Here is a 16,230-nt window from a genome sequence, read left to right on the forward strand (position 1 = left end):
AAATCTCGGTGCTGATGCCTATCTGAGGAAATCAACTGCTTTGTCTATGTCGTTTTTGTATGCCCTCATGTATCTCCTGCAGGCTTTTTCCCACGTGAACTCAGCTGTTCTCCTCTTTCCATTCTGGCGCATTTTTTCTATTAGCTGCGGATTTTCTTCCTTGAGCTTAGCCATTCTTAAGAATGCTTGCACGAGAGCGCTTGGGTCTCTTGGGGGAACTAGCAGGCCTGTGGCGTTTTCTTCGTCTTCATCTAAGCTTATTATGGTGTCTTTTATTCCACCCACGGCTGATCCTATGGGGATTGCCCCCAAGCACATGGCCTCCATCTGGACTAATCCGAAGGGCTCAAAGTACGATGGCACTACCACAAAGTCAACACTGCCGTAGAGCTCCCTTGTGAATTCTCTTTTCAACATTTCAGTCATTACCTTGACGTTTTCTGGGTATTTCGTTGCTAAGGATTGAGCCCAGCTTTCGAGTTCTGGGTCTCCTTTTCCGATTATTAAAAAGCGCATTTTTGAAAACTCGGACGGATAGCTTTGCGCAAGAAGTTCGATTGCTCTTAAGAGCGTATCAATCCCTTTTTGTCCTCTATCAAACCTTCCAATAAACATGAACGTGGTTCCATCACTTAACCCTAAGCTTTCTAGGATCTTTCTTCTTCTCTCTTCCCTTGGCAAGTCTCTGTTTTCCAGCAGTTCCTCGTTCCAGAAGTCGCGTGCTATTCCGTTATAAATGTGGGTAGCTTTTCCTTCAAAGTTTTTGTAGAAGTTCCATTCTTCCCAGAGATAGCTTTTGCTTACGGTTGTTACAACATCTGCTATATAAGCTCCCACGTATTCTGGATCTATATCAGTGTAGGGAGCCAATTCGCTAAGATGGGATTCGTGGAAATAGTAAGCTGGAACCTTTGATTTGTTGAGTCTGTGGATCGTAAATACCGCAGGAATCTGGAAGTACTTTTTAATCAATGCCCCAGCAAAGACGGTGTGCCAGTCGTGGAAATGCAACACATCTGGTTTTCCTTCCTTTTCTATCAAAAAGTTCAACAGACCAACGCTTGCTTTTCCAAACTGCACGGCTTTGCTGAGTATTCCCTCCCATCCTGGGCCATAAACGTCCTTGTTGTCAAGTAAGCTGCTACTTAGGGCAAATACCCTAACTCCGTTTTGAATTCTTTCGTATACACTCACCTTTTCTTTACCGCCATAAACCTTAATTTCAAGCTCGAGGAGTTTTTTTCCTTCAATATGGCCATGAGAGGGTGTAAAAACCCAGACCTCGTTGCCAAGCTTTGCTAAAGTTTCGGCAATACTGGTGAGAGCTTCCGCAAGTCCTCCAACCTTTACTGGCAAATACTCAAAGCCAAGCATTAGTATTTTCATACCGTTTCCCCCATTTTAATCTAATTTAATCTTTAATCCAACAAAATGAATTTCTCCCCTTCGATGTCTTCAAAGTAACTTCCCAGTCCACCCACTTTCCATTCTTTCCCTTTCTCGTCTTTAAGCGTTATGTTGGCCGTCAGCGATGTGTACTCGTAATTAACAACTTGGCCTTTTAGCGTTGCCTCTTCTCTTGTATCTACGAAGTGGCCTATAACCTCTATCGTTCTTGGCAGCCCTGCTTGTTTGAGAATCGTTATAAGGGTTCTTATGTTGGCTATTTCAAAGGGTTTCTTGAGCTTCTCGTATTCAACAGGTTTTATGACCTCGCTGTTGTCAAAGTACATTGTGTAGAACCAATGCATGTAGTTCTGGATTAACTTTGGAGATTTGCCCCAGAAGGAGTAGAACTTCTCTTTTCTCTTGTCTTTTGGAAGTGCTCCGAAAAAGAGTGCGTAATCTACGTCTCCTATAACCCAGGTTGCCATTAACCACGGAGCTCCTCCGTTTTTAGCTAAAATCACGTTTTCTTTGCTAAGCCAGTCGGGAATTTCTTCAAAGTTGCTTACAATTACGAATATGGCATCTCGTCTCTTTTTGATATCGTCTTTAAGCAACCTTAGAAACTCAAAAGGAGCATTTATTAAGACTTCTCTCCTTGCACTTCTTATTATATACCTTGCTCTCTCTAAAGTGTTCTCGAATCCATGGATAGTCCAGATTTCTGGTATGTCTTCTCCATGTACGGACTTGTAAAGTTCAAGAAGGGCATTTTTTACGGATTCTATATCATTTAGGAGCTCTTCCTCAAGCCTTTTGAAAACTATCTCTGGATTTACTGGTTTATACATTCTTGGGGTTCCGTGCATAATGTCCACGAACCCTTTTCTGTGGAGAGAGCTTAGGACATCGTATATTCTGGTATGAGGAATTCCACTTTCTTTTGTAAGGTCTGTTGCTTTGCTTGTTCCGAGTTTTAGAAGAGTAATGTATGCCAAACTTTCATATTTTGTTAAACCAAGCTTTTGGAGCATTTTAATTATCTCTTCTTCTCTCATTGTTTCTCCTCCCAAAGAATTTTTATATTCACTTCCAATAATTTAAACATCGGTGGTGATACTCAATCATTAGAGGTGTTTAATATGTATAAAATTTTCGGATTTAAAGAGGACGATTACTTCGGGAAGGTTGGAATCATAGAGTTTTCCATACCGAAAGCGGGTTCTTATGCTTACCTTTTGGGAAATTTTAACGCATTCAATGAAGGAAGCTTTAGAATGAAAGAAAAAGGAGATAGGTGGCACATAACAGTTGCACTTCCGGAAGGAATTTGGTATTATGCTTTTTCAGTTGATGGCAAGCAGATACTCGACCCAGAAAATAAGGAAAAGACGTACTTTCGAAGATTATCTTACAAAGCCGAAAGAGAAGCCAGCGTTGCAAAAATTTTCTCAGGGGAAGAAATTTATCATTATCCTTGTCTCACTCATTTGTATTCTATTGGTGATTACACTTATATACGCCTTAGAGCGCTTAGAGGAGTAGTCAAAAAGGCTTTTCTAATTGAAGAAAAGAACTGGGAAATGAGAAAAAAAGCTAGCGATGAGCTTTTTGATTACTTCGAGGTAAGGCTTCCAAAAAAAGAGAGCCTGAACTATTACTTTAGGGTGCAAACAGTAAGCGGGACAATAGAGTATGGGGACTTTGATGTCAATATAGAAGAGCATGAGAAAAAATACAAAATACCATCGTGGATTTTAACCAGGGTCTTCTATCAGATAATGCCTGACAGGTTCTTCAATGGAAACCCAGAAAACGACCAAACAGATCCAATAGATCTTAAAAATTCTCATCACTATGGGGGAGACTTGGAGGGAATAATTCAAAAAATTGATTATCTAACCGAGCTGGGAATAAACAGCATTTATTTAACCCCCATCTTTGAGTCAATGACGTATCACGGATACGATGTGGTGGATTATTACCATGTTGCTCGGAAATTTGGGGGAGACAAGGCTTTTGAAGAATTAACAAGAGAACTGCACAAAAGGGATATAAAACTCATTCTTGATGGAGTATTTCACCATACAAGCTTTTTCCACCCTTATTTTCAGAATGTAGTGAAAAACGGAGAAAACAGTGAGTACAAAGACTTTTACCGCATAACCGGATTTCCAGTTGTTACAAAGGAGTTTCTCGACATTCTAGCCTCGGAACTTCCTTGGGATGAAAAGTATAAGCGACTTAAATCAATTAAACGGAACTACGAAAGCTTTTATTCCGTATGGTTAATGCCCCGTTTAAACCACGACAACAAAAAAGTGAGAGAATTCATTAGGGATGTCATGGAGTACTGGATTAAAAAAGGAGCCGACGGCTGGAGATTGGATGTTGCACACGGTGTCCCGCCGGAGGTATGGGAGGACGTTAGAGAAAAATTGCCTGGCGATGTCTATTTAGTTGGGGAAGTAATGGACGATGCAAGATTGTGGATATTCAACAAGTTCCACGGGACTATGAACTATCCCCTGTACGAAGCGATCTTAAGGTTCTTTGTCGAGAAAGAAATTGATGCAAGAGAATTCCTTAATTGGCTTGAGCTTTTAAGCGCCTACTACGGCCCTGTGGAGTATGTGATGTACAACTTTTTAGATAACCACGACGTGGACAGAATGCTTAGTTTACTGAAGAACAAGAGAAAATACCTTTGCGCATTGGTTTTTCTTTTTACGTATAGGGGAATCCCAGCCATTTACTACGGGGATGAAATTGGAATGGAAAATGCGGATGCCCCTTTTATGGAGCGTTCAAGAGCGCCTATGGAGTGGGATATGGAGAAGTGGGATATGGACATCTTTTATTCCGTTAAAAAGCTAATAAAACTCAGGAAGACTAGCAAAGCGCTGCAGATAGGAGCATTTGTGCCCTTAGAGTTTAGAGGGGGATTGTTGTTATACAGGAGAGAGCTAAATGGGGAAAGGATTTTAGTGGGAATCAACTATTCAAGGCACGAGGAGCACTTGCCTTTGCTTAGTTCCTTCGAAATATTGTTTCAGAGTGGCTCATTTGATAAAGCAACCAACAAGCTAGGGCCGTATTCCAGTATTGTTATTAAAGAGCTGTGAGTTGTTATCCAGCTAAAGCTCTTGTGATGTTTTTAGTTTTTTTACTCATCTATTTGACATTGCTGTTCTTTTTAATGCATTTGTCAATTCTTGGACAATAAAGCGTAAGGTATATATATCACTGAGGATGATACTAAGCTTGAAATATCCAACTGAGGTGAATATTCATGAAGAAGGCACTATTTGCTTTATTGTTGGTTGGAGTGCTGGCAATTGGAGTGGTTGCAAGCGGATGTATTGGTGGTGAAACAACTACTACCTCTACTCAAACGCAAACGACTACTACTTCAAGCTCTACACAAACAACACAAACTACCCAAACAACTACAAGCTCTCCAACTCAAACAACGACTACAACAACCGAAGAGAAAAAAGTAACAATTGTCATATGGCATGCAATTGGTCCGAATGAGCTTAAGGCGTTTGAAGACTTAATTGCCGAGTTCGAAATTGAGCATCCAAACATTGATATTCAGCTTGAGCAGAAAGCTGATTTGGAGACTTCTCTTAAAGCTGCAATTCCTGCTGGCCAAGGTCCAGACCTCTTTATATGGGCTCACGATTGGATTGGAAAGTTTGCTGAAGCTGGTCTTCTAGAACCAATTGATGAATACATAACCTCTGAAGTTCTAAGCAAGTTCAGCCCAATGGCCCAAGAGGCTATTGAGTATGACGGGCACTACTATGCGATGCCCTACGGAGCTGAGACTGTGGCTTTAATTTACAACAAGGACATGGTTCCAAACCCACCAAAGACCTTTGATGAGATGAAGGCAATCATGGAGAAGTACTACAATGAAGCTGAAGGAACTTATGGTCTTGCTACTCCAATTGATCCGTACTTCATTTCAGGATGGGTTCACGCATTTGGTGGCTACTACTTTGATGATAAGACCAAGACCCCAGGTCTTGACAAGCCTGAAACCTTGCAAGGCTTCAAGTTCTTCTTTGAGCAGATATTCCCCTATGTAGCTAAGACTCAAGACTACAACGCTCAAGTCAGCATCTTCCACGATGGAAAGGCCCCAATGATGGTCAATGGTCCATGGAGCATTCCTGACGTTAAGAAAGCAGGAATTAACTTTGGTGTTGTTCCACTACCACCTATCGATGACCAGCACAGACCTCACCCATACGGTGGAGTCAAACTTATCTACGTTGCAAAGCTCAACGATCCAAGCAAGAAAGATGCAATATGGACATTCCTTGAGTGGTTCACAACAAACCCAGACGTCATAAAGACCCTTTCACTCCAGAACGGATATATCCCAGTTCTTACTGAAGTCCTCAATGATCCAGAAATCCAAAGCGACCCAGTGCTCTACGGCTTTGGTCAAGCAGTCCAGTATGCAATTCCAATGCCCAAGAGCCCAGAAATGGGTGCCGTTTGGGGCCCAGTGTCAACTGCAATTACAGACATAATATCCGGAAAGAAGACCATTGAACAAGCTCTCCAAGATGCGCAAAAAGAAATACTTGATGCTCTAAGTGGTAGCTGATGTATTATCTTTTCTTTCTTCTATTTTCAGATTCTTGGGAGGTGAGTAAATGAACAAAAAAACAATAGCTGCTCTCGCCTTGATATTACCTGGTATGATAGCGTTCCTGTTTTTTAACATATATCCCATCTTGTACTCTGTTTACATTGCATTCACAAACGCTAAGTTAGGTAATTTCCCAATACAGGCTCCTAACGCTGAGCCATTGAGGTTTGTGGGATTGGAGAACTTTAAGTGGGCGCTGAGCGATTCAAAGTTCAGGTCAGCTTTTGTGTGGACTTGGGTTTTTGTAGCAACCAGCGTGACTTTGAAAGTCGTCGTTGGAATTCTTTTAAGCGTCCTATACAATAACAAATACGTAAAGGGCAAGTTCTTTTATAGGGCATTGCTAATAATTCCGTGGGCATTACCACTGCTTTTCTCTGTTATGGTGTGGCGCTTTATGTTTGATCCTGTTGTTGGCCCAATTAACATAATCTTAAGGGATTTGGGAGTATCGAATCCGCCAGACTGGATGACGGATGTAACCTGGGGGTTTATCGCTTTAAACATAATTGAAGTGTGGCTGGCTTATCCATTTATGATGACAGTTATAACTTCAGCTCTCCAGAGTGTTCCGGACACCCTCATTGAGGCAGCGATTATTGACGGAGCAAACTACTGGCAGAGGTTGACAAAAGTGGTTATACCCATTGTGAGCAAACCCATTGCCTTTGCCACGATTCTAACTTCTGCGGCAAGCTTTCAGTACTTCCTTGTGCCGTTCATTTACAATGCAGGCCTGTTCGAAGACAGATTCTTGCTTCTTTATGGATATAGAAAAGCTTTCGGCAGTTCGGTGCCCCATTATGGAAGAGCAGCGGCCGTTTTGCTCATTGCGACAATAGTTCTTGCGATTTACATGTTTGTTAACATGAAGATAACAAGGCTGCAGGAGGGAGTTAAGGGATGAAGCTTAAAATTGAACTACCAAAGCGAAAAGATGAGTTATTAAAGTCATTTGCGCTAACTCTCTTAGCTCTCTTTGTTTTGGCAATTCTGCTTTTCCCAGTGTATTACATGGCGATGCTATCAGTTAAGCCCTCTGGAACCCTTGCCACTACTGAAATTGACTTAATTCCAGATAAAGTGACTCTCTCAAATTACAAAGAATTACTCTTTGGTCACACCGAGGGACTGATAAAAACAACTAATTTTGAGATAGAAGCTAAAAAGGGTACTATAAAGGATTCCCTAAACAGATACGAGATAGAGATTTACGATGCTAAAATTACGGGAAGTTATTCGAGCAGGTTTACGTTGATAGACACAGAGATACTTGAAAGGAAAGGAGGAGAAGATAGAGAAGAGCCAGATGGCACTAAAATCATTGTTAGAGGCGAATCAATAAAGCTAAATGCCCAGCGTATTGAGAGCACTGGCGGTGTTAAAAACCTCAAGCTGTCTGCACAAAAAGTGATAATAACAGTCAGTTCGCCCAATGAAGTGCCTTTAGACCTCTCTAACTTTAACAAAATTGATGAGAATACCTACGAAGCCCAAAATGTGGAAATGGTCATAAAAGACGGAGGCGTAATATCAACTGAAGAAGCTACGTTCACCGCCACTAACTTTGCGTTTATTCGCCTAGCAAAAGTGGGAGGAGAGGTTCCAGATTACATGAAGAGAAGCCTGCTGATAGCCAGCCTTACAGTTATCTTGACACTTCTATTCGTAATTCCCTCAGCATACGCGTTTTCAAGGCTTAAGTTCTTTGGAAGGGAACATATACTTTACTTTTACTTGATGTTCACCCAAGTTGCAGGAGGATTGGGAATAGCAGGATTGGTTGCCTTGTACGGTATGCTGGTAAAGCTTCACTTAACAAATAACATCTTTGTTTTACCCGTAATCTATGCAGCTGGGAACGTCCCCTTCAACACGTGGCTCCTAAAGTCTTACTTGGACTCAATTCCTCCAGATTTTGACGAAGCAGCACTGGTTGATGGTGCAGGATACCTGCAGATTATAAGGCACGTACTTATTCCAATGGCCCTTCCGGGATTAGCTACTGTGACAATATTCGCATTCATTGGAGGATGGACAGAGCTCATACTTGCTAACTTGCTCCTTAACCAGGAAAATTATCCTCTAACCGTATGGCTATACACAATGCTTGCGAATTTGAGGTCTATTTCATGGAATCAATTTGCTGCGGCTGCGTTGATATTCGCATTGCCCGTGTTTATAATGTTCCTACTAGCCCAAAACTACGTAAGAAGCGGGCTTACCCTTGGAGGATTAAAGGAATGAGGTGGTAAAAATGAAAAAAGGCTTGGCAATGTTTTTTATATTTTTAGTTGCGTTAAGTGTTGCTGAAGTAGGTGTGAAGGCAGAAGAACCGAAGCCACTGAACGTTATTATCGTGTGGCATCAGCACCAGCCCTACTACTACGATCCAGTTCAAGGCATTTACACTAGACCCTGGGTAAGATTACATGCAGCCAATAATTATTGGAAAATGGCAAACTACCTCAGCAAATACCCAGATGTACATGTTACTATAGACCTGTCAGGTTCTCTAATTGCTCAGCTCGCCGATTACATGAACGGAAAAAAGGATCTCTATCAAATAGTTACGGAGAAAATAGCAAATGGCGAACCCCTAACACTTGAAGAGAAATGGTTTATGCTTCAAGCTCCCGGAGGATTCTTTGACCACACAATACCTTGGGATGGAGAGCCCGTTGCGGATGAAAACGGGAATCCCTATAGAGACCAGTGGGACAGATATACGGAACTCAAAGAGAAAAGAAACAGTGTCTTTAAGAAGTACGCCAATTTGCCGCTAGAGGAGCAAAAAGTAAAAATAACTAGCGAGTTTACGGAGCAAGACTACATTGACCTAGCTGTTTTGTTCAACTTGGCTTGGACTGATTACAACTATATTGTTAGCACCCCAGAACTTAAAGCGCTTTACGATAAAGTCGACGTGGGAGGATATACAAGAGAAGACGCTGCCATCGTCCTAAAACACCAAATGTGGCTTCTCAACCACACGTTTGAGGAGCACGAAAAGATAAACTTCCTCCTCGGGAATGGAAATGTTGAAGTTACTGTAGTTCCCTACGCTCATCCAATCGGCCCAATTCTCAACGATTTCGGATGGTACGAGGATTTTGATGCCCACGTAAAGAAAGCCCACGAGCTCTATAAGAAGTATCTGGGAGATAACAGAGTTGGGCCTCAAGGAGGATGGGCTGCAGAAAGTGCACTAAATGACAAGACTCTTGAGATACTGGCTAACAATGGATGGAAGTGGGTAATGACTGACCAAATGGTTCTTGACATTCTTGGAATTCCCAATACGATTGAAAACTACTATAAACCATGGGTAGCTGAGTTCAATGGTAAGAAAATATACCTCTTCCCAAGAAACCACGATCTGAGCGATAGGGTTGGCTTCAGGTACTCAGGAATGAACCAGTATGAAGCAGTTGAGGACTTTGTCAATGAGCTTCTCAAGATACAAAAGCAGAACTATGATGGAAGCCTTGTTTATGTTGTAACCCTTGATGGAGAGAACCCATGGGAGCACTACCCATTTGATGGCAAGATATTCCTTGAAGAGCTGTACAAGAAGCTTACCGAGCTTCAAAACCAGGGTCTGATAAGGACTGTAACCCCAAGTGAGTACATCCAGATGTACGGGGACAAAGCAAACAAGCTCACTCCAAAGCTCATGAAGAGGCTAGATTTCACAACAGAAGAAAAAGTCAATGCTCTGTTAGAGGCTCAGAGCCTTGGCGAGCTCTATGAGATGGTTGGCGTTGAAGAGAACATGCAATGGCCGGAATCCAGTTGGATTGACGGAACACTTTCTACCTGGATAGGAGAACCCCAGGAGAACTTAGGATGGTATTGGCTCTATCTGGCTAGAAAGACCTTATTTGAGAACAAGGATAAAGTTGCAGATTGGGATACCGCATACGAGTATCTCTTGAGGGCAGAGGCGAGTGACTGGTTCTGGTGGTATGGAAGCGATCAAGACAGCGGCCAGGATTATACATTTGACCGCTATCTTAAGACTTATCTCTATGAGATGTACAAGTTCGCAGGATTAGAGGTGCCAAGTTATCTCTTTGGAAACTACTTCCCCAATGGAGAGCCGTATATAACAAGGGAACTCACTGGATTGTTAGAGGGGGAGAAAAAGAGCTGGTCAAGCTTATCCCCACTTGCCGCTGGAGTTGAACTCTACTTTGACGAGCAAGGGCTGCATTTTGTCGTTAAAACCACAAAAGATTTTGAAATAAGCATATTTGAGCCTGGAAAGATTATGGGCAATACGTTCACGCTTCTTCAAACCAAACCAAGTGAGCTCAGATATGATATCTTCCCATTCAGCAAGGACAGCGTTGGCCTTATGATAACAACCCACATCCTCGTGAAAGACGGAAAAGCGGAAGTTTATAAGGCTACAGACTACGAGAACTATGAAAAAATTGGTGAACTGGATGTCAAGCAAATGGACGAAGGAATTGAAGTTGTCCTTCCATTTGATTACTTGGACAGTCCCTCTGACTTCTACTTTGCAGTGTCAACGGTAGATGACCAAGGAGAACTCAAAACAATAACGACTCCAATAGAAGTGAAGCTTCCAAAGCAGGTTGAGGGAGTTGTAGTTGCAGAGATTGAGGACGTTGAAGGAGACGACCATGGGCCTGGAACTTATACCTATCCAACTAACAAGGTCTTTGTTCCGGGACACTTAGACTTGCTCAAAGTGAGAATCATCGAAAAGCCAAGTGCCTATGTGTTTGAATATTACTTCAAGGATCTCGGCGATAACCCATGGAATGGACCTAATGGCTTCAGCTTGCAGATAATTGAAGCGTACTTCGACTTTAAGGAAGGTAGAAACACTTCAGCAATCAAAATGTTCCCCGATGGACCGGGAAGCAATGTAGACCTTGATCCAGAACACCCATGGGATCTAGCCCTAAGAATTGCTGGATGGGACTATGGAAACATAATTGTGCTTCCAGACGGCACCAGCTACCAGGGAGAAATGAAAATCTCAGCCGATCCTGCAAGAAATGCGATTGTGGTAGAGCTCCCGAAGAAATATCTTCCAAAAGTACCGGAATACATGGCAGTGCTCGTTGGTTCTCAAGATGGCTATGGCCCTGATAAGTGGAGGCCTGTTGCGGTTGATGCCGAAGAGTGGAAGGGTGGTGGAGCTGATCCACAAGCGGTGATTGCCGGAGTTGCTCCAAGAGTTTACGATCTCTTAGTTCCAGAAGGATTTAAACCAACACAAGAAGAGCAGCTAAGTAGCTACGATCCAGAGAGTGGAAAGAGGGCAATAGTAAAAATGGTACCAGTAACAGCAGCTACCAATGTAGTAGTGGAAGTTAACGACATACAGGGAGACGATCACGGGCTTGGAACATACACTTATCCAACCAATAAGGTCTTTGTTCCCGGACACTTGGATTTACTCAAATTCAGAATGCTTGACACTGGAGAGACCTATACTTTGGAATTCTACTTTGCAGACCTTGGCGGTAATCCATGGAACGGCCCCAATGGCTTTAGCTTGCAGATAATTGAAGCGTACTTCGACTTTAAGGAAGGTGGAAACACCTCGGCAATCAAAATGTTCCCTGACGGGCCGGGAAGCAACGTAGATCTCGACCCAGAACACCCATGGGATGTAGCTCTTAGGATAGCAGGTTGGGATTACGGAAACATAATAATCCTTTCAGACGGCACTGTATACCAAGGAGAAATGAAGATATCAGCCGATCCAACTAAAAACGCAATTATAGTAGAAGTTCCCAAGAAATATCTCGAGATCAGCAAAGACAGCAAAGTGTATGGGGCTGTATTAGTTGGTTCTCAAGATGGCTATGGCCCTGATAAGTGGAGGCCTGTTGCGGTTGATGCCGAAGAGTGGAAGGGCGGCGGAGCTCCAGCTGATGCAGTAATTGCTGGGGTAGTTCCGAGAGTTTACGATCTCTTAGTTCCAGAAGGATTTAAACCAACACAAGAGGAGCAGTTAAGCAGCTACGACGCAAAGAATGGAAAGAGGGCAACAGTGAAAATGACACCGCTGATTGGGGTTGAAGAAAAACCAACCGAAACTGAGACCCCAACTGAGACTGAAAGTCCAACACCAAGTGAAACTTCCCCAACAACTACCTCTCCAAGCCCGACAACTTCTTCCCCAAGCCCAACAGAGAGTCCAACAAGCTCTCCAAGCGCAACAGAAACTGGAGGAATCTGTGGACCAGCAGCACTCGTGGGATTGGCACTAATCCCCTTACTAAGAAGAAGGAGGAGCTGAGTTTTCCCTTTTTATAATTATTTTTAAAAAGATCAGCAAAAAACTGGAAATCAAGGGGTGATTTAAATGGCTGGTGTTAGGCTTGTGGGTGTCTGGAAGCAGTTTGGTGAGTTTGTTGCAGTTAGAGACATGAATCTGGAAGTTAAGGATGGCGAGTTCATGGTTTTGCTCGGACCTTCGGGTTGTGGTAAAACTACAACCCTCAGAATGATAGCTGGTCTTGAAGAACCAACAAAAGGTCAAATCTATATCGGTGACAAACTCGTTGCAGACCCCGAGAAAGGAGTTTTTGTCCCACCAAAGGATAGGGATATTGCAATGGTTTTCCAGAGTTATGCTCTCTACCCGCATATGACTGTCTACGATAACATTGCCTTCCCGCTCAAGCTGAGGAAGGTTCCGAAGCAGGAGATTGACAAGAGGGTTAGGGAAGTCGCTGAGCTGCTTGGCTTGAGCGAACTATTGAACAGAAAACCAAGAGAACTCTCTGGCGGACAGAGGCCGCGCGTTGCTCTTGGCAGGGCAATCGTGAGAAAGCCACAAGTCTTTCTGATGGATGAGCCGTTGAGCAATCTTGATGCAAAGCTTCGTGTTAGGATGCGTGCTGAGTTGAAGAAGCTTCAGAGACAGCTTGGAGTCACGACGATTTATGTGACGCACGACCAAGTTGAGGCCATGACGATGGGTGACAGGATTGCTGTGATGAATGCTGGTGTGCTTCAGCAAGTTGGAACTCCAGAAGAGGTCTACGACAAGCCTGCGAACATGTTTGTCGCTGGGTTCATAGGTTCGCCGCCGATGAACTTCATTGATGCTACTATAACCGAGGACGGCTTCGTAGATTTTGGAGAATTCAGGCTTAAGCTTCTGCCAGACCAATTTGAAGTGCTGGAAGAGAAGGGCTATGTTGGGAAAGAGGTGGTGTTTGGTATCAGGCCAGAAGACCTCTATGATGCGATGTTCGCTCAGGTAAAGATTCCCGGGGAGAATATGGTCAGGGCAATGGTTGACATAATAGAGAACTTGGGAAACGAGAAGATAGTCCACCTCCGCGTTGGGAAAGTGACGTTTTTGGGTGCATTCAGGTCAGAGTCCAAGGTCGTGGAGGGTCAGGAAGTAGATGTTGTCTTTGATATGAGGAAGATTCACATCTTTGACAAAAACACCAAAAAGGCAGTATTTTGAAAAACTTTTTAACTTCTCTTTTTCTTGTATCTCCCATGAGTCTTGAGAAACTTGCCAGGTTTCTAATTGAGAGACATCCAACTGGGAAATTCGCAGAGATAGGAGTGGGGTTCAACTTTAGGGTAGCGTTGGAATTAAAAAATCTTGGGAGAGACGTTTTAGTTGTGGATTGGAATCCAGAAGCAGTTAAAAAGGCCAAAGAACTTGGGCTGGAAGCTTATGTTGATAATGTTTTTTCGCCGAATTTGGAAATATATAGAGACGCCGTTGCTATCTATTCTATTCGGCCAACCCCGGAAATTGTTAAGCCAATTTTAAAACTAGCTCAACTGCTCAAAATTCCCATGTACATTTTGCCATTTTCTCTTGATTCCATGCCCAGAATTCTAAGGCTTGAAAATTATGGGGGCTTGCCTATTTACACTTGGAAGCCATATGAAAAAGATATATAAATTGGCACCTAAGATTTAGATGGTGATACGATGAGGCTGTTTGGAACTGCAGGGATTAGGGGTCCTATTAACTCAAAAGTTACTCCAGAGCTCGCTTTAAATGTTGGAAAGGCTCTTGGTACGTATATCGATCACGGTACAGTAGTTGTCGGGAGAGATGCAAGAACTTCAAGTGTAATGCTTGAAAGTGCCGTGGTTAGTGGCTTGCTGAGTACTGGTGTGGACGTTGTTAGAATCGGCCTTGTCCCAACTCCAATGCTTGCATGGGCTACAAATAAGCTTGGAGATGCCGGTGTAATGATAACAGCATCTCACAATCCGCCCAGTGATAACGGCATTAAAGTGTTTAACGAGAGAGGGATAGAGTTCTTCTTGGAGCAGGAAGAAGAATTAGAAAAAATAATTTTCTCTAAGAGCTACAAAACGGTCTCATGGGACAAAATTGGAAGCGTAAAAGAGTTAGACCTAAGGGAACAGTACATTAAGGACATATTAGACTATGTAAATCACGAGACTAAATTGAAAGTTCTCCTGGATATGGGGAACGGAGCTGGTAGTTTGATAACTCCCTACCTATTGAGAGAGATGAGGGCAAAAGTTGTAACGTTAAATTCTCATCCTGATGGGCACTTCCCCGGTAGAAAATCCGAGCCGAGATATGAGAATATCGCGTATTTAAGTGATCTTGTGAGAGAACTGGGATTTGATTTAGCAATTGCCCAAGATGGAGATGCGGATAGGATTGCAGTATTTGATGAGAAGGGTAACTATGTAGAGGAGGATACCTTAATAGCCCTCTTTGCAAGGCTTTACGCTAGAGAGCACGGAGGAGGAAACATTGTAGTCTCAATAAACACCTCCTTTAGAATTGATAAGGTTGTTGAGGAAGAAGGCGGAAAAGTATACAGGGTTCCCTTGGGTCAGCTTCACGATGGAATAAAGAAATACAATGCAATATTTGCATCAGAACCTTGGAAATTTATCCACCCCAAGTTTGGACTGTGGATTGACAGTTTCGTGACAATTGGGCTGTTGATAAAAATAATAGACCAAGAAGGAAAACCCCTTTCGGAGATAGTTAAGGACATTCCAAAATACTATATGATTAAAAAGAATGTCAAGTGTCCGGATGAAATAAAATATCAAGTTGTCGAGAAGGTAAAAGAACAGTTGCAAGAGCTCTTGAAAGACCAAATTGAAGAAGTTATCACGATTTCCGGCATAAGGTTAAACCTTAAAGATGGATCTTGGGTGCTGGTGAGGCCAAGTGGAACCGAGCCAAAAATAAGGGTCGTTGTAGAAGGAACCACAGAAAAAAGAAGAGAAGAGCTATTTAACTTGGCATACAACTTGGTTACCAAACTGGTTTCAGAGTTCTCTAGCGGGTCTAAGAGTTCTTAGTTTTATATCGTTTTTTTCCATTTTAACCTTGAATCCTTCTTTTGCGACCAAAGTCTTTACTCCTGTAGTATTTTCTATAAACTTGGCCTCTTTGTATGGGTTTGCAAAGTGCATTTTCATGCCTATGTGGCTCATTATAAGCATTTCTGGCTTTTGGCTCATCTCTTTTAGCATGTAAATTACATCTTCAGTGCAGAGATGGTAGGGAATCTTCATGTTTGTTGGTCTTGTCACTGAAGCTATTAGCAGCCTAACACCGTTGTATATGTGTTTCAACTCCTCAAAATATTCTGTGTCCGGGATATACCCAATCTTCCCTACTGGGGTTTTTAAGATGAAGCCTATTGTGGTTGGATCTGAGTGCACGGTAGGCGTTATTGTCATTTCATCCTCTCCGAGCTGTATTCTTTCTCCCGGGTTTGGGATATGGACTTCCTCTAATGAATTTAGGTGGTACTTGGAGATTGCGGGAGTGTGGTCCTCGTCTCCATAAACTACGCTTTTCGATGCTATAAGGACACCTCTCTTTTTTGTAACCCCCACTGTCATCCCTTCTACCATAACTTCGGCATCGTTGCAGTGATCAGTGTGTCTATGGGAAACAAAAAGTACGTCTATTTTTCTTGGGTCTATCTTGTATCTCCATGCTCTAACCAACGCTCCGGGACCGGGGTCAATGTATATCCTCTTACTTGAGTTTATAAAAAACCCTCCGGTAGGTCGGAACTGCGTTATTGTAATGAATCTTCCGCCACCGCTTCCCAAAAAAATTATTTCTACCAATGTCCCCTCCCTCCGCTTTTTTAGCGATATTAATAGTTGGAGTAAATGCCTATATAAGTTCTATGGAT

Annotated in this window: 11 protein-coding genes; 8 read left to right on the top strand and 3 right to left on the bottom strand. The window is 42.7% G+C overall.

Features of this window, described 5'->3' with window-relative positions:
- Positions 1–18 precede the first annotated feature (18 nt).
- Positions 19–1,386: a glycogen/starch synthase gene (locus NF865_RS03470; protein ID WP_253305206.1), complete on the bottom strand. Its 1,368-nt coding sequence runs from the start codon at positions 1,384–1,386 to the stop codon at positions 19–21.
- Positions 1,387–1,418: 32 nt separating this feature from the next.
- Positions 1,419–2,444, bottom strand: coding sequence for an HTH-type sugar sensing transcriptional regulator TrmBL1 (gene trmBL1, locus NF865_RS03475; RefSeq protein ID WP_253305207.1), 1,026 nt, complete (start codon positions 2,442–2,444; stop codon positions 1,419–1,421).
- An 84-nt stretch (positions 2,445–2,528) separates the two neighbouring features.
- Between trmBL1 and NF865_RS03480 the strand changes: the two genes are divergently transcribed.
- From NF865_RS03480 to glmM, 8 genes are all read left to right on the top strand, one after another.
- Positions 2,529–4,511 (top strand): alpha amylase N-terminal ig-like domain-containing protein, encoded by a 1,983-nt coding sequence (locus tag NF865_RS03480; protein ID WP_253305208.1) that lies wholly within the window; start codon positions 2,529–2,531, stop codon positions 4,509–4,511.
- 167 nt (positions 4,512–4,678) lie between these two features.
- Positions 4,679–6,010, top strand: coding sequence for an extracellular solute-binding protein (locus tag NF865_RS03485; protein WP_253305209.1), 1,332 nt, complete (start codon positions 4,679–4,681; stop codon positions 6,008–6,010).
- A 49-nt stretch (positions 6,011–6,059) separates the two neighbouring features.
- Positions 6,060–6,962 (top strand): carbohydrate ABC transporter permease, encoded by a 903-nt coding sequence (locus tag NF865_RS03490; protein ID WP_253305210.1) that lies wholly within the window; start codon positions 6,060–6,062, stop codon positions 6,960–6,962.
- Entirely contained in the window at positions 6,959–8,302 is a 1,344-nt protein-coding gene (locus NF865_RS03495) for an ABC transporter permease subunit (protein ID WP_253305211.1), read from the top strand. Before NF865_RS03490 ends, NF865_RS03495 begins: the two co-directional genes overlap by 4 nt.
- A 10-nt stretch (positions 8,303–8,312) precedes the next feature.
- Positions 8,313–12,341, top strand: a complete 4,029-nt coding sequence (locus tag NF865_RS03500) for a glucodextranase DOMON-like domain-containing protein (protein WP_253305212.1) — start codon at positions 8,313–8,315, stop codon at positions 12,339–12,341.
- Positions 12,342–12,407: 66 nt separating this feature from the next.
- Positions 12,408–13,526 carry an ABC transporter ATP-binding protein gene (locus tag NF865_RS03505; RefSeq protein WP_253305213.1) on the top strand — a complete coding sequence of 373 codons (1,119 nt, stop codon included), beginning with the start codon at positions 12,408–12,410 and terminating at the stop codon, positions 13,524–13,526.
- A 35-nt stretch (positions 13,527–13,561) separates the two neighbouring features.
- Complete coding sequence (locus tag NF865_RS03510) at positions 13,562–13,978, top strand: UPF0146 family protein (RefSeq protein WP_253305214.1); 417 nt, start codon at positions 13,562–13,564, stop codon at positions 13,976–13,978.
- A gap of 30 nt (positions 13,979–14,008) precedes the next feature.
- On the top strand, positions 14,009–15,379 hold the full coding sequence (gene glmM / locus NF865_RS03515) for a phosphoglucosamine mutase (RefSeq protein ID WP_253305215.1): 1,371 nt from the start codon (positions 14,009–14,011) through the stop codon (positions 15,377–15,379).
- Here the strand turns inward: glmM and NF865_RS03520 are convergent.
- Positions 15,347–16,162: an MBL fold metallo-hydrolase gene (locus NF865_RS03520; protein WP_253305216.1), complete on the bottom strand. Its 816-nt coding sequence runs from the start codon at positions 16,160–16,162 to the stop codon at positions 15,347–15,349. The genes glmM and NF865_RS03520 overlap by 33 nt on opposite strands.
- Positions 16,163–16,230 lie beyond the last annotated feature (68 nt).

The sequence above is a fragment of the Thermococcus aggregans genome (genome assembly GCF_024022995.1).
In the GTDB taxonomy this organism is placed as follows: Archaea; Methanobacteriota_B; Thermococci; order Thermococcales; family Thermococcaceae; genus Thermococcus_A; species Thermococcus_A aggregans.

Coding starts and splice junctions, on each gene's coding strand:
- NF865_RS03470 (WP_253305206.1), bottom strand. CDS start 1,386: ATGAAAATACTAATGCTTGGCTTTGAGTATTTGCCAGTAAAGGTTGGA.
- trmBL1 (WP_253305207.1), bottom strand. CDS start 2,444: ATGAGAGAAGAAGAGATAATTAAAATGCTCCAAAAGCTTGGTTTAACA.
- NF865_RS03480 (WP_253305208.1), top strand. CDS start 2,529: ATGTATAAAATTTTCGGATTTAAAGAGGACGATTACTTCGGGAAGGTT.
- NF865_RS03485 (WP_253305209.1), top strand. CDS start 4,679: ATGAAGAAGGCACTATTTGCTTTATTGTTGGTTGGAGTGCTGGCAATT.
- NF865_RS03490 (WP_253305210.1), top strand. CDS start 6,060: ATGAACAAAAAAACAATAGCTGCTCTCGCCTTGATATTACCTGGTATG.
- NF865_RS03495 (WP_253305211.1), top strand. CDS start 6,959: ATGAAGCTTAAAATTGAACTACCAAAGCGAAAAGATGAGTTATTAAAG.
- NF865_RS03500 (WP_253305212.1), top strand. CDS start 8,313: ATGAAAAAAGGCTTGGCAATGTTTTTTATATTTTTAGTTGCGTTAAGT.
- NF865_RS03505 (WP_253305213.1), top strand. CDS start 12,408: ATGGCTGGTGTTAGGCTTGTGGGTGTCTGGAAGCAGTTTGGTGAGTTT.
- NF865_RS03510 (WP_253305214.1), top strand. CDS start 13,562: ATGAGTCTTGAGAAACTTGCCAGGTTTCTAATTGAGAGACATCCAACT.
- glmM (WP_253305215.1), top strand. CDS start 14,009: ATGAGGCTGTTTGGAACTGCAGGGATTAGGGGTCCTATTAACTCAAAA.